This is a genomic window from Actinoplanes palleronii (assembly GCF_016862315.1).
GTDB lineage: Bacteria > Actinomycetota > Actinomycetes > Mycobacteriales > Micromonosporaceae > Actinoplanes > Actinoplanes palleronii.
This window is the reverse complement of the sequence record NZ_BOMS01000040.1, coordinates 98,891-114,021: the sequence shown is the minus strand read 5'-3', so window position 1 is coordinate 114,021 and position 15,131 is coordinate 98,891. Positions and strand designations below refer to the sequence as shown.

The window sequence follows — 15,131 nt, the reverse complement described above, 5'->3', positions numbered from 1 at the left end:
CAGTACCCGGGCTCCTCCAGGTACGACCTTGGGACTGAGCTGTTTCGGGAAAGGCATCGTTCACGTGCCGGTGATCGTTTTGGTCGGCGCCCAGTGGGGCGACGAGGGCAAGGGCAAAGCCACAGACCTGCTGGGCGACCGGCTTGACTACGTGGTCAAGTTCAACGGTGGCAACAACGCGGGCCACACCGTCGTCATCGACGGCGAGAAGTACGCACTGCACCTTCTTCCGAGCGGCATCCTCTCCCCGAACGTCGTACCGGTGATCGGCAACGGCGTGGTCGTCGACCTGAACGTGCTGTTCCAGGAGATCGACGGCCTGGAGGCGCGCGGCATCGACACGTCGCGCCTGCGGGTCAGCTCGAACGCGCACGTCATCGCGTCCTACAACCGCTCGCTGGACAAGGTCTCCGAGCGCTACCTGGGCGCACGGCGGATCGGCACCACCGGCCGGGGCATCGGCCCGACCTACGCCGACAAGATGAACCGGGTCGGCATCCGGGTGCAGGACCTCTTCGACGAGTCGATCCTGCGGCAGAAGGTCACCGCCGCCCTGCTGTTCAAGAACCAGGTGCTGTCGAAGATCTACAACCGCAGCGCGGTCAAGGCCGAGGAGGTCGTCCAGGAGCTGCTGTCCTACGTCGACCGGCTCCGGCCGTACGTCGCGGACACCGCCCTGGAGCTCTCCCAGGCCATCGACAACGGCAAGGTCGTGCTCTGCGAGGCCGGCCAGGCCACCCTGCTCGACGTGGACCACGGCACGTACCCGTTCGTGACCAGCTCGAACGCGACCTCCGGCGGCGCCTGCACCGGCTCCGGCATCCCGCCGACCCGGATCGACCGGGTCGTCGCGGTGCTCAAGGCGTTCACCAGCCGGGTCGGCGAGGGGCCGTTCCCCACCGAGCTGCACGACAAGTGGGGCGACTACCTGCGCGAGGTCGGCCACGAGTACGGCACCACCACCGGCCGCCCGCGCCGGATCGGCTGGCTCGACCTGGTGATCGGCCGGTACGCGCAGCGGATCAACGGGGTCACCGACTTCGCACTGACCAAGCTGGACAACTACGACGGCATGGACGAGATCCCGGTCTGCGTGGCGTACGAGGTGAACGGCGTCCGGCACGACGAGATGCCGATCAACCAGACCGATTTCCACCACGCCACGCCGATCTTCGAGACGCTGCCCGGCTGGAAGCAGGACATCTCCGGCTGCCGCAAGTTCGCCGATCTGCCCCGCGAGGCGCAGGACTTCGTCGAGTTCGTCGAGGCCCGGATCGGCGCGCGGATCTCCATCGTCGGTGTCGGCCCGGGCCGCGAAGCGGTCATCGAGCGGCACTCGGTGCTCGGCGACGCCTGATGGACGTCCTGGTGCTCAGCCTGGCCGAGAAGTCGGGCGACTCGTGCGGGTCCGGGTGCGGCGGCTGCAACGCCGTCTGCGCCACCCCGCGGACCCCGGTGCTGGCCTGTGCGGACGCGCTCCGCGAGGGCGGCGCCGAGGTGGAGACCGTGCAGGCCGGTTCTGATCAGGAGATCGACGCGGTGCTGGCCCGGTTCGACGGACCGGCCCGCGCGGATGGCCTGACCTGGCCGGCCTTCCGGGACGACCTGCGACTGGTGATCGCCACGGCCACCGACGGGCAGCTGCGCGCCGTCGTACGCCGGATGGTCCGCCGGTGGGCGCCGCCGCCCAGCAAGCGGCCGGCGGACCTGGACCCGACGCGGACCGTGCCGGATCTTCCGCCGCTGGCGATCCTGCCGCTCGACCCGGACAACTCGATGGATCTCGCGGCTCAGCTGGGCCTGCCGCGCACCCCGGCCGAGGTGGCCAAAGCGGTGCTCGTCGGGCACAGCCGCCGCCTCGACCTGCTCCGCAACGACAGCGGTTCGGTGACCCTGGACGGCGCGCTGCTCGGCGGCGCCGACGACAACGGCGCCGCGGTGCCGTGGCGGGGCCGGGTCGAGGTGGACGACAACGTCCTGTCCGAGGGCGAGGAACTCATCCTGGCCTGCGCGATCGGCAACGGCGGCGGGTACGCCGAGTTCGACGGCCTGCGGTTGCTGGCCGATCCGGATCCGACCGACGGCCGTGTCGAGGTCGCTGTCGCGGTCCCGGTCGTCGTCAAACAGCGTTTCAAAGGCACTCGGGTACGCGTAGAGGTGCGCCGAGCGCGCGGCCGCGCGGTGTCGGTGCTCCCCCGCGAGGGCGAGCTGCAGTTCCTCGACGACGGTGTGGCCGGTGCGACCAGCCGGAAACGTTCCTGGTGGACCGAGGCCGGCGCCTGGGCGGTGTACGCGGACTGATGCTCTGTGCCACCCTGGACGAACGCTCGGTGACGGGACAGTTCGGACGGGGAGGCCTGAGCCGTGGAGAACGAGCACAACGGCCGCGAACCGGGCAGCGGACCGGTACGGGACGTGGAGCCGTTCTGGGAGGAACCGGAACCGGCTCCTCCCAGGGATGTGGAGTCCGCGTGGGCCCAGCCGTTGCGGCGGCCCCCGCAGCCGCGACCACCGGCCGATCCGGAGCCGGCTGTGCCGGAGATCACTCCGGCGGCGCGGCCCAGTGTGGCGGTGCATCCCAACGAGGCGGTCTATCGGCCGGTCGCGCGGGACAGGCCGGGTGGCGCGCCGCCGGCTTTCCTGCCTCCGGACAGTGCGGTCCATCAACCCGGCCGGCCGGAGACCACGCCGCTCCCGCACCAGCGGCCCGAGGCTCCGGCTCCCCAGCAGCCGGCTCCCGCGCAGTCCGCTTCTCAACAGCCCGCTTCTCAGCAGCCGGCTCCTCAACAGCCGGCTCCTCGTCGGCGGCCGGAGGGTGATCCGATCCAGGAAGCGCTCGCGGGCAGCGGCGACACACCCACCGCCGACGAGTTCGCCCGGCGCCGGTTGGCTCCGCCGCCGGCGCCCTCGGCCACCATGGGTCCCCGCGCGCTGGTCGGCAAGGGCACCCTCGGCCTGGTCCGGCTCGCACCGGGACGGCGCGAGATGGACTACCGGCAGGACGTCGACACGGTCCGGCGCAACTTCGGCGGGCTGCGCCAGGTGACCGTGGTCAACCCGAAAGGTGGCGCCGGTAAGACCGTCGCCGTGCTGCTGCTCGCCATGACGTTCGGCCAGAAGCGCGGCGGATACGTCCTGGCCTGGGACAACAACGAGACCCAGGGCACCCTCGGGATGCGCGCGCAGCAGGACTTCCACAACCGTACGGTCCGCGACATGCTCAGCGACCTGCCGCTGCTGCAGGGCGTTCGGGGTCGGGTCGGTGACCTCTCGAAATACGTCCGGTCACAGGGCGAGGGGATGTTCGACGTGCTCGCCTCGGACGAGTCCGCGACCGCCGGCGAGATGTTGACCGCCGGCGCGTTCGCCGAGATCCGGGACGTGGTCAGCCGCTTCTACAAGCTGATCTTCGTAGACACCGGCAACAACGTCCGCGCGGAGAACTGGCAGGCCGCGATCGACGCCACCGACCAGCTGGTGATCACCATGTCGGCCCGCAACGACTCGGCGGAGACCGCCGCCCGGATGCTCGACCACCTGGAGACCAGCGGCCGGCAGCGACTGGTCCGCCAGGCCGTGACCGTGGTGACCATGCCACCGACCCGCAAGGACATCGACCTGCCGTCGATCCAGGCGCACTTCGCGGCCCGGACCCGGGCGGTGCAGATGGCGCCGTACGAGCGCCTGATCGACTCCGGCGAGCCGCTCCGCTACGGCGCGCTGTCCAGCGGCACCCGGGAAGCCTGGCTCAAGATCGCCGCCGCGGTGGCGGAGGGCCTCTGACCAGCGTGTGAAGTTACGGCGCGGAGCGCACCAAAAGTCCCCACGCTCACGGGGTGCCATCGCTGCGTGGGGACTTTCGGTGCGGAGCGCACCCAAACTTCACACGCTTGCGGGGTGCTGCCGCTGCGTGGGGACTTTCGGTGCGGAGCGCACCCAAACTTCACACGCTTGCGGGGTGCTGCTGCTGCGTGGGGACTTTGGGTGCGGAGCGCGCCTGGGGTCCCCACGCTTGCGGGTCAGGACAGGGCGTCGGCGGCGGCGGGGTCGCTGTCGCGGAGGAACTGGGCGCAGCGGGCCGCCTCGTCCGCCTCGCCGATCGACGCGGCCGCCAGCGACAGCACGTGCAGGCAGCGCAGGAAGCCCTGGTTCGGCTGGTGCGCCCACGGCACCGGCCCGTGGCCCTTCCAGCCGTTGCGGCGCAACGCGTCCAGGCCGCGGTGGTACCCGGTGCGGGCATAGGCATAAGCGGTCACGGTTTCGCCGGCGGCCAGCGCGTTCGTGGCCAGCGGCGCCCACGCGGCGCTGTAGGCGGGGTATCTGGCGGCGACCGCCTTGAACGCCTCGTCGGTACCGGTCGCCGCGGCGGCGGCCAGTGCCTGGTCGGCTTCGGCGTCGGCCGGCAGTCGGGTCGACGGAGGCTCGGGAAGGAGGTTTTGCATGACCCCATTCAACGCGCCCCCGAGTGGATCATTCCGGCCGCTCGGCGTTTCCCACGCCGGAGTGCCGTCAATCCCAGGCGGCACCGAGGCGGAACAGGCGATCCGCGTACTCGATCTGGGTCTGCCAGGCGGCCGGCCACGCGCCGAGACCGAGCGCGGCGCCGGCGAACGCACCCGCCAGGCACGCGATCGAATCCGAGTCACCGGACGAGGCAGCACCCCGGCTGAGGACCGCGACCGGCTCGTCCGGGGAGATCAAGTAGCAGTAGAGCGCGGTCGCGAGCGCCTCCTCGGCGATCCATCCGGCCCCGGTGACCAGGCACGGGTCGCCGTCGAAGGCGCCGGCCGCGAGCCCGGTGGCGACCCGGTCCAGCGCGGCCGCGCACTCGTCCCAGCCGCGCGCGATGAACTCCTCCGGCGAGTCGACCATCGGCCGCCGCCACAGCTCGCCCAGCCACTCGCCGCGGTAGTTCTTCCGCTGCTCGTCGCAGCGATCCCGGAGGGCGGCGAGGAGGTCGGCCGGCGCGAGGCCGCCACGAAGCCAGAAGACGGCGTACGCGGTGAGCTCGCTGGCCGCCACCCCGGTCGGGTGCCCGTGGGTCAGCGCGGCCTGCAACTGCGCCACGCCGGCCCGCTGATCGTCGCTCAGCCCCGGGACCAGGCCCACCGGGGTGACCCGCATGTTCGCCCCGCAGCCCTTGGAACCGGTCTGGGTCGCCTCGATCCACGGCCGCCCGTCGGCGAGCGCACCGATGGCCCGCAGGCAGGTCATCCCGGGCGCGCGGTCGTTCTCCGGGCTGGCCGCCCAGGACAGGAACCGGCGGCGCAGCACCGGCTCGAGCAGCCGCGGGGTCGGGTCGCGCACCTCGAGCAGCGCCTCGCCGACCGCGAGCGCCATCTGGGTGTCGTCGGTGACCAGGGCCGGCTCACCCTCGAGCTGGCGGGGGCCGCCGGGCCCGTAACGGTGCACGATCGACGGGTAGTCCATGAACTCGGTGGGCTTGCCGAGCGCATCTCCGTAGGCCAGCCCGAACATCGATCCCGACGCAGCACGCATGCACAAACTCTAGGACCGTCGTCAACGGCCGGGGTGTCCGCTGAGGGCTCGCACGGCAGGCGCACCATTGACGCATGCCGGATCCCCTGCAACCGGTGCTCGGCGGCGACCTGCCGTTCGACGCCACCGCATTCGAGATCGAGTCCCGTGCCGAACTCGACAGCCACCTCGTCCGTGACAGCCTGGCCGGACTGACCGTTCTCGGACTACGACTCGATCGGCACGCGCCGGACCTGTCTCAGGTAGACGTACGAGAAACGCTTTTTGTCGGTTGTCAGCTCGCCTCCCCGGAGGTGGAGATCGATCTGATCCGGCGGGGTGCGCACCTGGTGCCGCCGTTCCGGTCGTTGCCCTACCCGACCCACCCGGCGCTGCTCTACACCCCGGAGGACCTGTCCGCCGGTTTCGCCGAGTCGGGCTTCGCCGGCATGTACGACACCCTCGTCTACCAGCACTTCCTGGCCCGCGGCGGCGCCGTTCCGGACGTCCGTGAGGCGGTCGCGCAGCGGCTGCACGACGCCGGGATCGACAACGCGCTGGGCAAGACGCTGGCCGCCTGGGCGTCGGTGCACGGCACCGCGGGCGCGATCGGGATCATGGGTGGGCACGCCGAGCCGCGTGGTTCGGCGGCGTTCCGGATGGCCGCGACGCTGGCCCGGCGACTGGCCCGCGACGGCCGGCTGATCGTCACCGGTGGCGGGCCGGGTGTGATGGAGGCGGCCAACCTGGGTGCGTATTTCGCCTCCCGCACCGAACGCGAGCTGACTGCGGCGGTCGACATGCTGGAGCCCGCGCCGGACTTCCTGGACCACAACCCGTTCACCGCAGCGGCCCTGGCCGTCCGGGCGGCCTATCCGCTGCCCGCGGTCGACCTGGCCGACCGGCTCCGGCACGGCGGCCTCGCGCTGCCCACCTGGCTCTACGGCCACGAGCCGGCCAACCTGTTCGCCGGGCAGATCGGCAAGTACTTCTCCAACGCCGTCCGGGAGGACTCGATCCTGCGGCTGGCCCGGGGCGGGATCGTCTTCGCGCCCGGCTGGGCCGGCACGGTGCAGGAGGTCTTCCAGGCCGCGACGAAGACGTTCTACCGCACCGACGGGCCGTCCGGGGCGTTCGTCTTCCTCCGGGTCGAGCACTGGACCAACCTGCCGGTGGTGGACCTGCTGGGGACGCTGCTGGCCCGGTCACCGCACGGCGACCAGTCCGGGCTGATCGTGGTCACCGACTCGCTGGACGAGGCGATGGCGGCGCTGACCAGGTAGAACACGGGTTTGGCGCCATGCCGCACACTGCGCTCATGGAGTTGCTGCTGATCGTCGTCATCGCCGGCTTCGCGGTCGTTGGGCTGGTCAAGGGAGCCCGGTCGCGACGGTCCCGGGGATACGCCCACCGCGGTCGGCCGCAGGATGCCGGCACCGAGCCGACGTACTACGTCGACAACGGCGGCTCGCACCATCACCACGGCCACTCCCACGACTCCTCCGGGCACCATTCCGGTGACAGTTACTCGGACGGCGGCGGGGACAGCGGTGGCGGGGACGGTGGCGGCGGCGGAGATTGATCTTGGTGGCGGGCATGGCGCACACTGCAGTCATGCTGACATTCGCCCTGGTAGCTCTCGCTCTGCTGTTCGGAATCGCCATCGTGATCCAGTTCCGGCGCCGCAGCAACAGTGGCTCTGTCGCCAGCCACGGCCCGGCCCGCGGCGCGGACAAAGCCGCCACCCGGTCCGCCCTCGAGAACTCGCCGCGCTACACCGGTGACGCCGGCGGTTTCGGCGGCGGCCTCTGACCGCTCGGCCAGGCGCTCCCGGCGCCCGGCCGGGTGACAATGGTGCGGTCGTCCTCGTCGACGGCGACCGCACCAGTCAGATCAGGAGGAACCATGCTGTCCTATTTGCTGACCTTCGCCGGCCTGGTGGCCGTTCTGGCAGTCGCGGTCGGGTTCCGGCGCCGGCGTAACAGCGGTATGACCGGCTACCGGACCTCGGCCGAGACCGGTGACAACGCCACCACCGACCTCTACCGCGGTGGCAGCGCCGGGGACAACGGCGCCGGCGGCTTCTGACCGCCCCTGTTCAAGCGATGTGCACGCGGCGCCAGTGGACCGCCGGCAGATCCGCTTCCGCCACGTCGGTGAGCCCGTTCTCGTCCATGGCGTTGTAGACGGCGAGACGGGCCCCGTCGAACAGGAACTCGATCGCGTGCAGCACCCGGGGCCGCCAGTCGGCCGAGGTGGTCCGCTCGATGATGTTGACGGCGCGGAGCTGACGGCCGCGGGCGTTGCGCAACGCGGCGTGCGGATCGGCGCGCCAATCGATGTGTTGGTACATCTCGATCGGGACCGCCAGGTCGATCTGGTCCCAGGTGATCGCACACTCGTCGAACTTACGGTGAGTGATTTCGACGCTACTGAGTCCGAAGTCGAGGATGACCGGGCCGTCGGCGAACCAGCCCCGCTCGGCGACATCCCAGAGCAGCCAGCTTGATCGCAATCTCCGGCCGATGAGCCGCACAAACATGTGTCGATGGGTCGCGGCGAGCGCCTCGGCATCGTGATGCCACTCGGGTTTCCAACCCTCGATAGCGAGCACGATCACCGTCCCTTGATCAAGACATCTCGATCGTACCCATGTCGCTGTGTAACCCCGCAAGACGACAACGGCCGGTCCCCGCGTACGGGAACCGGCCACCGCCAAATTGATTACTTCGAGAGAGTGGTTCCGGTCGAGCGGAGGTGCTCGCACGCCTCGAGGACGCGCTTGGCCAGACCGTTCTCGGCCAGCTTGCCCCAGGCGCGCGGGTCGTACGCCTTCTTGTTGCCGACCTCGCCGTCGATCTTCAGCACGCCGTCGTAGTTCTTCAGGACGTGGTCGACGACCGGGCGGGTGAACGCGTACTGGGTGTCGGTGTCGATGTTCATCTTCACCACGCCGAAGTCCAAGGCGCCGTGGATCTCGGAGAGCAGCGAGCCCGAGCCACCGTGGAAGACCAGGTCGAGCGGCTTGTCCTTGCCGTACTTCGCGCTGATCGCGTCCTGGATCTCCTTGAGGATCTCCGGGCGCAGCTTGACGTTGCCCGGCTTGTAGACGCCGTGCACGTTGCCGAAGGTCAGGGCGGTCAGGTAGCGGCCCTTCTCGCCCAGGCCGAGCGCGGCGGCGGTGGCCAGGCCGTCCTCGACGGTCGAGTACAGCTTGTCGTCGATCGCGGCGGAGACACCGTCCTCCTCGCCACCGACCACGCCGACCTCGATCTCGAGGATGATCTTCGCAGCGGCGGACGCGGCGAGCAGCTCCTCGGCGATCTGCAGGTTCTCGTCCAGCGGCACGGCCGAGCCGTCCCACATGTGCGACTGGAACAGCGGGGCGAGGCCCTTGTTCACGCGCTCCTGCGAGATGGCGATCAGCGGACGGACGTACTTGTCCAGCTTGTCCTTCGGGCAGTGGTCGGTGTGCAGCGCGATGTTGATCGGGTAGTTCTTGGCGACCTCGGTGGCGTACTCGGCCAGCGCGACCGCACCCGTGATCATGTTCTTGATGGTCGGGCCGGACGCGTACTCGGCACCGCCGGTGGAGATCTGGACGATGCCGTCGCTGCCGGCCTCCGCGAAGCCCTGCAGGGCCGCGTTGAGGGTCTGCGAGGACGTCACGTTGATCGCCGGGTAGGCGAACGCGCCGGCCTTGGCGCGATCGATCATTTCGGCGTAGACCTCGGGGGAAGCGATAGGCATCGGTGCGCTCCTTGCTCATTCATCACGGGATGCAGAGGGCAGGACCGCGCTGTCCTCCAGCACAGAAGTATTCCGCAGTCGCGGTGCGTAGCGGAAATCACCCCGAAATTCGACACTGGAACCCGGCGTAGGCCGCGTAACGGAGAAATACTCCCGGGCCATACCAGCACTTGTGTGACAGATCGGCACGGTCAGCTCGCTCGCGCTCTGTGCAGGGCTTCCGTGCCGACGCCGGGCGCAACGGCCGAGCGGCCGTTCCTGGGGTGCCGTTTCGTCCCCTCCGGGCCGGGGTGACGGGACCAACATCACACCCGATGTCACACCTCAGCGCGTGACGTAGCCCGGGTTGGCGGCCGCCCAGGCCGTCAGCCCGTCGTCGCGGATCGCCGGGAAGAGACTCTCGCCAACGGTCGGATAGATCTTTTCGGGGTGGGGCGTGTTCAGGACCGGCTCGCTGATCCCGATCAGCTGCGGTGAGCCGAGGTCACCGACCACCCGCACCAGCCTGGCCAGGTCCCCGTCGACGGTGATGCCGCCGGCCGCCGCGGTCAGCAGCCGCTGCGCCGCCGGAAGGTCCACCACCCCGCCGGCCGTCACCTTGGCCGTCAGCGCGCGCAGGAACCGCTGGCCGTTCCGGTCCCGCTCCAGCGAACCGGCCGCCATGCCGAGCCGGGCCCGCAGCAGCGACTCCACCTCGGCGCCGTCGATCTGCTGGCAGCCCTTCGCCAGGCCCTTCCGGCCGAACTGCGCCGTGACCGGCTCGTCCAGGCACATCCGCACACCACCGACCGCGTCGGTCACCCCGCGCAGGCCGGCGAGGTCAACCACCACCGTGGCGTCCGGCGTGACCCCGGTCAGCGTCGTCACCGCCTTCGCCACCCGTCGCGGGCCGCCGGTGGACAGGACCCAGCTGAGCTTCTCGGGCCGGGCACCGGACGTGCTCACCAGGCCGTCGCGCGGCAGGCTGACCATCCACACCGCGCCGCGGTCGGCCGGCACGTGCAGGAGCATCACCGTGTCGGCGCGCGGGGTTCCGGTGTCGGCTCCGGGGTCGGCGCCGATCAGCAGCACGTCGACCGGCTCGGCGGGCAGGTTCGCGCCGTCACCCGGCACCACCGCGTCCAAGGTCACCGCTTCCGGTTGTCCCCCGTGCCCCCAGGTGGAGGACACGACCTGAACGGCGAGCCCGGCGAGCAGCACCGCGGCAGCGGCTCCGATCACCCGGCGGCGGGCGCGGCGGCGCTTCACGCGTACCCATCCGGCATCGATCCGGTGCCGCAGCGGTCCGGCATCCGGCGTCGTCTCCTCGTGCCGCTGAAAAGCGGCCCGCAACTCTTCTTCGACCGTGCTCATCGGACCTCCGCAAGCTCGGCGCGCAGCGCGTCGAGCCCTCTCGAGATGGACGAACGAACCGTCCCGACCGCGCAGCCGAGAATGTCGGCGATCTCCTGGTCGGGAAGATCCTCGTAGAACCGCAGGACCAGGGCCGCACGCTGGCGGCGGGGCAGAATCGCGAGCAGCGACCACACCCGGTCCCGCTCGGCGCTCTCGGCGGCGTGATCGGCGGGCGCCGCGACCACCGGGTCCGGATCGGGCCGCAACAGCACGCGCCGCCACCAGGAGGTGCGGCGCGACTCGATGAACTGGTTGGTGAGGATCTTGCGTACGTAGCTGTCCGGCGAGTCGCTGTGCGTCACCCGCCGCCAATGCAGCTGGACCCGAAGCATGGTCTCCTGCACCAGGTCCTGCGCGGTGTCGCTATCGCCGGTCAGCATGACGGCATAACGCAGCAGCGCGTTGAGCCGGCTGTCGGCGAATTCCTCGTAGGTCACGGGCACCTCCGCTCCTACGACGGGAACGGGCCCCGCAATCATTGCGCGCAGCGGCAAATCAATCGCCCGGGCGGCCTGGCACTGACACCATCGACCCGTGCTGCTCACCGTGACGACCACCCACCGGCCCGCGACCGACCTCGGCTACCTGTTGGTCAAACACCCCGGCAAGGTGCACTCGTTCGACATGCCCACCGGTACGGCGTACGTGATGTACCCGGAGGCCACCGACGACCGGTGCACCGCCGCCCTGTTGCTGGACGTCGATCCCCAGCGACTACGCGCCCGCGCCGACTCCTTCGAGCTGAGCCAGTACGTCAACGACCGCCCCTACGCCGCCTCCAGCCTGCTCGCCAGCGCCCTCGCCAAGGTCTTCCGGACCGCCCTGCGGGGTGCCTCGAAGGACCGCCCCGAGCTGGCCGCCGAGGCCATCCCGCTGGAGATCCGGGTGCCGGTGCTGCGCGGCAGCGCCGAGCTGGTCACCCGGCTGTTCACCCCGCTCGGCTGGGCGGTGACCGCCACACCCATCCCGCTGGAGGAGGAGGTCGGCGGCGGCGACAGCCGGTACGTCGACCTGGCCCTGACCGGCACGCTCCGGCTCGCCGACGCGCTGAACCACCTCTACGTGCTGCTCCCGGTGCTCGACGACGGCAAGCACTACTGGGTCGCCCCGGACGAGATCGAGAAGCTGCTCCGCTCCGGCGCCGGCTGGCTCGCCGGCCACCCGGAGAAGGTGCTGATCGCCCGTCGCTACCTGGCGCACCGCAAGTCGTACGCGACCACCGCGCTGACGCTGCTCGACGCCGACCAGCCGGTCAGCGAGGAAGAGGCCGAACTGCCGGTGGCCCGCAAGGCGCCGCTCGCCGGGCAGCGCCGGGACGCGGTGCTGGCCGCCCTGGCCGAGGTCGGCGCGACCCGGGTACTCGACCTCGGCTGCGGGCCCGGCGCGCTGCTCACCGCGCTGATCAAGGACACCCGGTTCACCGAGATCGTCGGGGCCGACGTCTCCTCGCGGGCGCTCGACCAGGCCGCCCGCCGGCTCCGGCTGGACCAGATGTCCGAGCGGCAGCGCAACCGGATCACGCTGATCCAGACCGCGCTGACCTACCGCGACGGCCGGCTCAGCGGGTACGACGCCGCGGTCCTGATGGAGGTGATCGAGCACGTCGACCTGCCCCGGCTGCCGGCCCTGGAGGCCAGCGTGTTCGGCCGGGCCCAGCCCGGCGCGGTCGTGGTGACCACCCCGAACGTCGAGTACAACGTGCACTACGAGGGCCTGACCGGCATGCGGCACTCGGACCATCGCTTCGAGTGGACCCGGGCCGAGTTCGCCGGCTGGGCCGAGGGTGTCGCCGAGCGTTACGGCTACACGGTGACCATCCGCGGTGTCGGCGACCCGGACGAGACCACCGGCGCACCCACTCAGCTCGCCCTCTTCCGCAAGACCGAAACCACGACGGAGGTGACCGCATGATCGACATTCCTGAGCTCAGCCTGGTCGTGCTCGTCGGCATCTCCGGATCCGGCAAGTCGACGTTCGCCCGCACCCACTTCGCGCCGACCCAGGTGCTCTCCTCGGACTTCTTCCGGGGCCTGGTCGCCGACGACGAGAACGACCAGTCCGCCTCGGCGGCCGCCTTCGACGTGCTGCACTACGTGGCCGGCAAGCGGCTGGCGGCCGGCCGGCTGACCGTGGTGGACGCCACCAACCTGCAGTCGCACGCCCGCGCCGGGCTGATCGCGGTGGCCCGGGAGCACGACGTGCTGCCCGTGGTGATCGTGCTGGACGTGCCCGAGTCGGTGGCCTGGGACCGCACCCAGGCCCGGCCGGACCGCTCCTTCGACCGGCGGGTCCTCACCCGGATGCAGCGCGACCTACGGCGTTCGCTGGGCCAGTTCGCCCGCGAGGGTTTCCGCAAGGTGCACGTGCTGCGCGGCGAGGAGGAGATCGCCGGCGCCGAGATCCGCTACGAGAAGTTGTTCAACGACCGGCGCGACGAGCGCGGCCCGTTCGACATCGTGGGTGACGTGCACGGCTGCCGCGCCGAGCTGGAGACGCTGCTCGGCACGCTGGGCTGGGAGCTGGTCCGGGACGAGGCGGGCCGGCCGGTCGACGCCACCCACCCGGAGGGCCGCACCGCGGTCTTCGTCGGCGACCTGGTCGACCGCGGCCCGGACTCGCCGGGTGTGCTGCGCCTGGTGATGGGCATGGTCGGCGCCGGCCACGCGATCTGCGTGCCGGGCAACCACGAGCAGAAGCTGGCCCGCAAGCTGGCCGGGCGCACCGTCCAGCTCACCCACGGCCTGCCGGAGACCCTCGAACAGCTGGCCGCCGAGCCGGAGGAGTTCGTCCACCGGGCGAAGGCCTTCATCGACGGCCTGGTCAGCCACTACGTGCTCGACGACGGCAAACTGGTGGTGGCGCACGCCGGGCTCAAGGAGGCGTACCACGGGCGGGCCTCCGGCCGGGTGCGCAGCTTCGCGCTCTACGGCGAGACCACCGGCGAGACCGACGAGTACGGCCTGCCGGTCCGCTACCCGTGGGCGCAGGAGTACCGCGGTTCCGCGGCCGTCGTCTACGGCCACGTGCCGACCACCCGTCCGGAATGGATCAACAACACCATCTGCCTGGACACCGGCTGCGTCTTCGGTGGCGCGCTGACCGCGCTGCGCTGGCCGGAACGCGAGCTGGTCGGCGTGCCGGCGGCCAAGGAGTACTACGCCCCGATCCGCCCGCTGACCACGGTCGAGACCGAACCGGACCGCGGTCTGGACATCGCCGACGTCACCGGACGCAAACACCTCGAGTACGGATACGGCCGGACCACCGTCCCGGCCGAGAACGCCGCGGCCGCCCTGGAGGTGATGGGCCGGTACTCGATCGACCCGGAGACCCTGATCTGGCTGCCGCCGACGATGGCGCCGTGCTCCAGCTCGACCGTCGACGGCTACCTGGAGTACCCGGCAACGGCCTTCGCCGACCTGCGCTCGGCCGGCGTCGACCAGGTGGTCTGCGAGGAGAAGCACATGGGTTCCCGGGCCGTGGTCCGGATCTCGGCGTCCGGCGTGGGCGACTCGATCTGGACCCGGACCGGGCGGCCGTTCTTCGCACCGGAGCTGCTCGAGCCGCTGCTGGCCCGGGTCCGCGTCGCGGTCGAGCCGATCCTGGCCGAGCTGGAGACCGACTGGCTGCTGCTCGACACCGAGCTGCTGCCCTGGTCGGCGAAGGCCGGCGGCCTGATCCGCGACCAGTACGCCGGAGTGGGCGCGGCCGGACGGGCAGCGCTGCCGGCGGCCCTGGCGGTGCTGGACCAAGTGGCCGCACGGGACCTGGACGTCAGCGCGCTGCGCGACCGGATCGAGCTGCGCTCCGCGGAGATCGACGGCTACTCGGCGGCGTACCGGGCGTACGTGAAGCCGACCGACGGCCTGACCGGGGTCACCCTCGCGCCGTTCGCGGTGCTGGCCGGCGCCGGTGTGTCGTACGCGGCCAAGGACCACGGCTGGCACCTGGCGATCGCCGATCGTCTGGTCGCCGCGGACCCGGAGCTGTTCACCCCGACCCGCCGGTTCGTGCTCGACCTGGCCGACCCGTCCGCCGAGGCGGAGGCCACCGACTGGTGGCTGGCGCTGACCGGTGCCGGCGGCGAGGGCATGGTGGTGAAGCCGTACGCCGGTCTCGCCACCGTGAGCGCCAAGAACCGGCTGGTGCAGCCCGGGGTGAAGTGCCGTGGCCGGGAGTACCTGCGGATCATCTACGGCCCCGAGTACACCCGGCCGGAGCAGCTCGACCGGCTGCGGCAGCGCAACCTGGGCCGCAAGCGGAACCTGGCGCTGCGTGAGCACGGGCTGGGCCTGGCGGCGCTGGACCGGCTGGCCGAGGGCGCGCCGTCCTGGCAGGTGCACGAGCTGGTCTTCGCGATCCTGGCGGCCGAGTCGGAACCGGTGGACCCGCGCCTGTGACGGTTCGTCCCGGATGCCGATCGATCACCCGATCGGCATCCGGGCACACGCCGCGTGACGGGGAGGTTTCCCCCCGGCAAGCACAAGGTATCCACAGCAGTCATACAG

General features: G+C 71.0%; 15 protein-coding genes. 9 read left to right on the top strand and 6 right to left on the bottom strand.

Translation table 11 applies throughout. The annotated features are described in order from the left end of the window. Positions 1-64: 64 nt before the first annotated feature. The 3 genes from Apa02nite_RS14075 (at position 65) to Apa02nite_RS14065 (ending at position 3,783) form a co-directional block, all read left to right on the top strand. Positions 65-1,357 carry an adenylosuccinate synthase gene (locus tag Apa02nite_RS14075; RefSeq protein ID WP_203825378.1) on the top strand — a complete coding sequence of 431 codons (1,293 nt, stop codon included), beginning with the start codon at positions 65-67 and terminating at the stop codon, positions 1,355-1,357. Then, on the top strand, positions 1,354-2,301 hold the full coding sequence (locus Apa02nite_RS14070; protein WP_203825408.1) for a diacylglycerol kinase family protein: 948 nt from the start codon (positions 1,354-1,356) through the stop codon (positions 2,299-2,301). Before Apa02nite_RS14075 ends, Apa02nite_RS14070 begins: the two co-directional genes overlap by 4 nt. Before the next feature lie 63 nt (positions 2,302-2,364). Next, entirely contained in the window at positions 2,365-3,783 is a 1,419-nt protein-coding gene (locus Apa02nite_RS14065; RefSeq protein ID WP_203825377.1) for a cobalamin biosynthesis protein CobQ, read from the top strand. Between the two features lie 236 nt (positions 3,784-4,019). On the opposite strand, the gene Apa02nite_RS14060 is transcribed toward Apa02nite_RS14065, so the two are convergent. Together Apa02nite_RS14060 and Apa02nite_RS14055 are read right to left on the bottom strand one after the other, a co-directional pair. Continuing rightward, the gene (locus Apa02nite_RS14060; RefSeq protein ID WP_067701715.1) at positions 4,020-4,442 is read right to left on the bottom strand and encodes a DUF3151 domain-containing protein; all 423 of its coding nucleotides are present in this window, start codon (positions 4,440-4,442) and stop codon (positions 4,020-4,022) included. 67 nt (positions 4,443-4,509) lie between these two features. After that, complete coding sequence (locus Apa02nite_RS14055; RefSeq protein WP_067701717.1) at positions 4,510-5,499, bottom strand: ADP-ribosylglycohydrolase family protein; 990 nt, start codon at positions 5,497-5,499, stop codon at positions 4,510-4,512. 74 nt (positions 5,500-5,573) lie between these two features. On the opposite strand from Apa02nite_RS14055, the gene Apa02nite_RS14050 reads away from it, so the two are divergent. From Apa02nite_RS14050 to Apa02nite_RS14035, 4 genes are all read left to right on the top strand, one after another. After that, positions 5,574-6,761 carry an LOG family protein gene (locus Apa02nite_RS14050; protein ID WP_203825376.1) on the top strand — a complete coding sequence of 396 codons (1,188 nt, stop codon included), beginning with the start codon at positions 5,574-5,576 and terminating at the stop codon, positions 6,759-6,761. Between the two features lie 35 nt (positions 6,762-6,796). Further along, positions 6,797-7,060 carry a hypothetical protein gene (locus tag Apa02nite_RS14045; RefSeq protein WP_203825375.1) on the top strand — a complete coding sequence of 88 codons (264 nt, stop codon included), beginning with the start codon at positions 6,797-6,799 and terminating at the stop codon, positions 7,058-7,060. Positions 7,061-7,092: 32 nt separating this feature from the next. Continuing rightward, positions 7,093-7,290 (top strand): hypothetical protein, encoded by a 198-nt coding sequence (locus tag Apa02nite_RS14040; RefSeq protein ID WP_203825374.1) that lies wholly within the window; start codon positions 7,093-7,095, stop codon positions 7,288-7,290. Positions 7,291-7,383: 93 nt separating this feature from the next. Beyond that, complete coding sequence (locus tag Apa02nite_RS14035) at positions 7,384-7,566, top strand: hypothetical protein (RefSeq protein WP_203825373.1); 183 nt, start codon at positions 7,384-7,386, stop codon at positions 7,564-7,566. 10 nt (positions 7,567-7,576) lie between these two features. Here the strand turns inward: Apa02nite_RS14035 and Apa02nite_RS14030 are convergent, their stop codons facing one another. From Apa02nite_RS14030 to Apa02nite_RS14015, 4 genes are all read right to left on the bottom strand, one after another. Beyond that, positions 7,577-8,098 carry a hypothetical protein gene (locus Apa02nite_RS14030; RefSeq protein WP_232344787.1) on the bottom strand — a complete coding sequence of 174 codons (522 nt, stop codon included), beginning with the start codon at positions 8,096-8,098 and terminating at the stop codon, positions 7,577-7,579. Positions 8,099-8,202: 104 nt separating this feature from the next. After that, positions 8,203-9,228 carry a class II fructose-bisphosphate aldolase gene (fbaA, locus tag Apa02nite_RS14025; protein WP_067701735.1) on the bottom strand — a complete coding sequence of 342 codons (1,026 nt, stop codon included), beginning with the start codon at positions 9,226-9,228 and terminating at the stop codon, positions 8,203-8,205. 324 nt (positions 9,229-9,552) lie between these two features. After that, on the bottom strand, positions 9,553-10,581 hold the full coding sequence (locus Apa02nite_RS14020; protein WP_203825372.1) for an LCP family protein: 1,029 nt from the start codon (positions 10,579-10,581) through the stop codon (positions 9,553-9,555). Further along, on the bottom strand, positions 10,578-11,060 hold the full coding sequence (locus Apa02nite_RS14015; RefSeq protein WP_203825371.1) for a SigE family RNA polymerase sigma factor: 483 nt from the start codon (positions 11,058-11,060) through the stop codon (positions 10,578-10,580). The genes Apa02nite_RS14020 and Apa02nite_RS14015 overlap by 4 nt, the downstream gene beginning before the upstream one ends. Before the next feature lie 97 nt (positions 11,061-11,157). Between Apa02nite_RS14015 and Apa02nite_RS14010 the strand changes: the two genes are divergently transcribed. Together Apa02nite_RS14010 and Apa02nite_RS14005 are read left to right on the top strand one after the other, a co-directional pair. Then, positions 11,158-12,534: a 3' terminal RNA ribose 2'-O-methyltransferase Hen1 gene (locus tag Apa02nite_RS14010; RefSeq protein WP_203825370.1), complete on the top strand. Its 1,377-nt coding sequence runs from the start codon at positions 11,158-11,160 to the stop codon at positions 12,532-12,534. Next, positions 12,531-15,023 (top strand): polynucleotide kinase-phosphatase, encoded by a 2,493-nt coding sequence (locus tag Apa02nite_RS14005; RefSeq protein ID WP_203825369.1) that lies wholly within the window; start codon positions 12,531-12,533, stop codon positions 15,021-15,023. Before Apa02nite_RS14010 ends, Apa02nite_RS14005 begins: the two co-directional genes overlap by 4 nt. The last annotated feature ends 108 nt before the right edge of the window (positions 15,024-15,131 follow it).

Coding starts and splice junctions, on each gene's coding strand:
- Apa02nite_RS14060 (WP_067701715.1), bottom strand. CDS start 4,442: ATGCAAAACCTCCTTCCCGAGCCTCCGTCGACCCGACTGCCGGCCGAC.
- Apa02nite_RS14055 (WP_067701717.1), bottom strand. CDS start 5,499: ATGCGTGCTGCGTCGGGATCGATGTTCGGGCTGGCCTACGGAGATGCG.
- Apa02nite_RS14050 (WP_203825376.1), top strand. CDS start 5,574: ATGCCGGATCCCCTGCAACCGGTGCTCGGCGGCGACCTGCCGTTCGAC.
- Apa02nite_RS14045 (WP_203825375.1), top strand. CDS start 6,797: ATGGAGTTGCTGCTGATCGTCGTCATCGCCGGCTTCGCGGTCGTTGGG.
- Apa02nite_RS14040 (WP_203825374.1), top strand. CDS start 7,093: ATGCTGACATTCGCCCTGGTAGCTCTCGCTCTGCTGTTCGGAATCGCC.
- Apa02nite_RS14035 (WP_203825373.1), top strand. CDS start 7,384: ATGCTGTCCTATTTGCTGACCTTCGCCGGCCTGGTGGCCGTTCTGGCA.
- fbaA (WP_067701735.1), bottom strand. CDS start 9,228: ATGCCTATCGCTTCCCCCGAGGTCTACGCCGAAATGATCGATCGCGCC.
- Apa02nite_RS14020 (WP_203825372.1), bottom strand. CDS start 10,581: ATGAGCACGGTCGAAGAAGAGTTGCGGGCCGCTTTTCAGCGGCACGAG.
- Apa02nite_RS14005 (WP_203825369.1), top strand. CDS start 12,531: ATGATCGACATTCCTGAGCTCAGCCTGGTCGTGCTCGTCGGCATCTCC.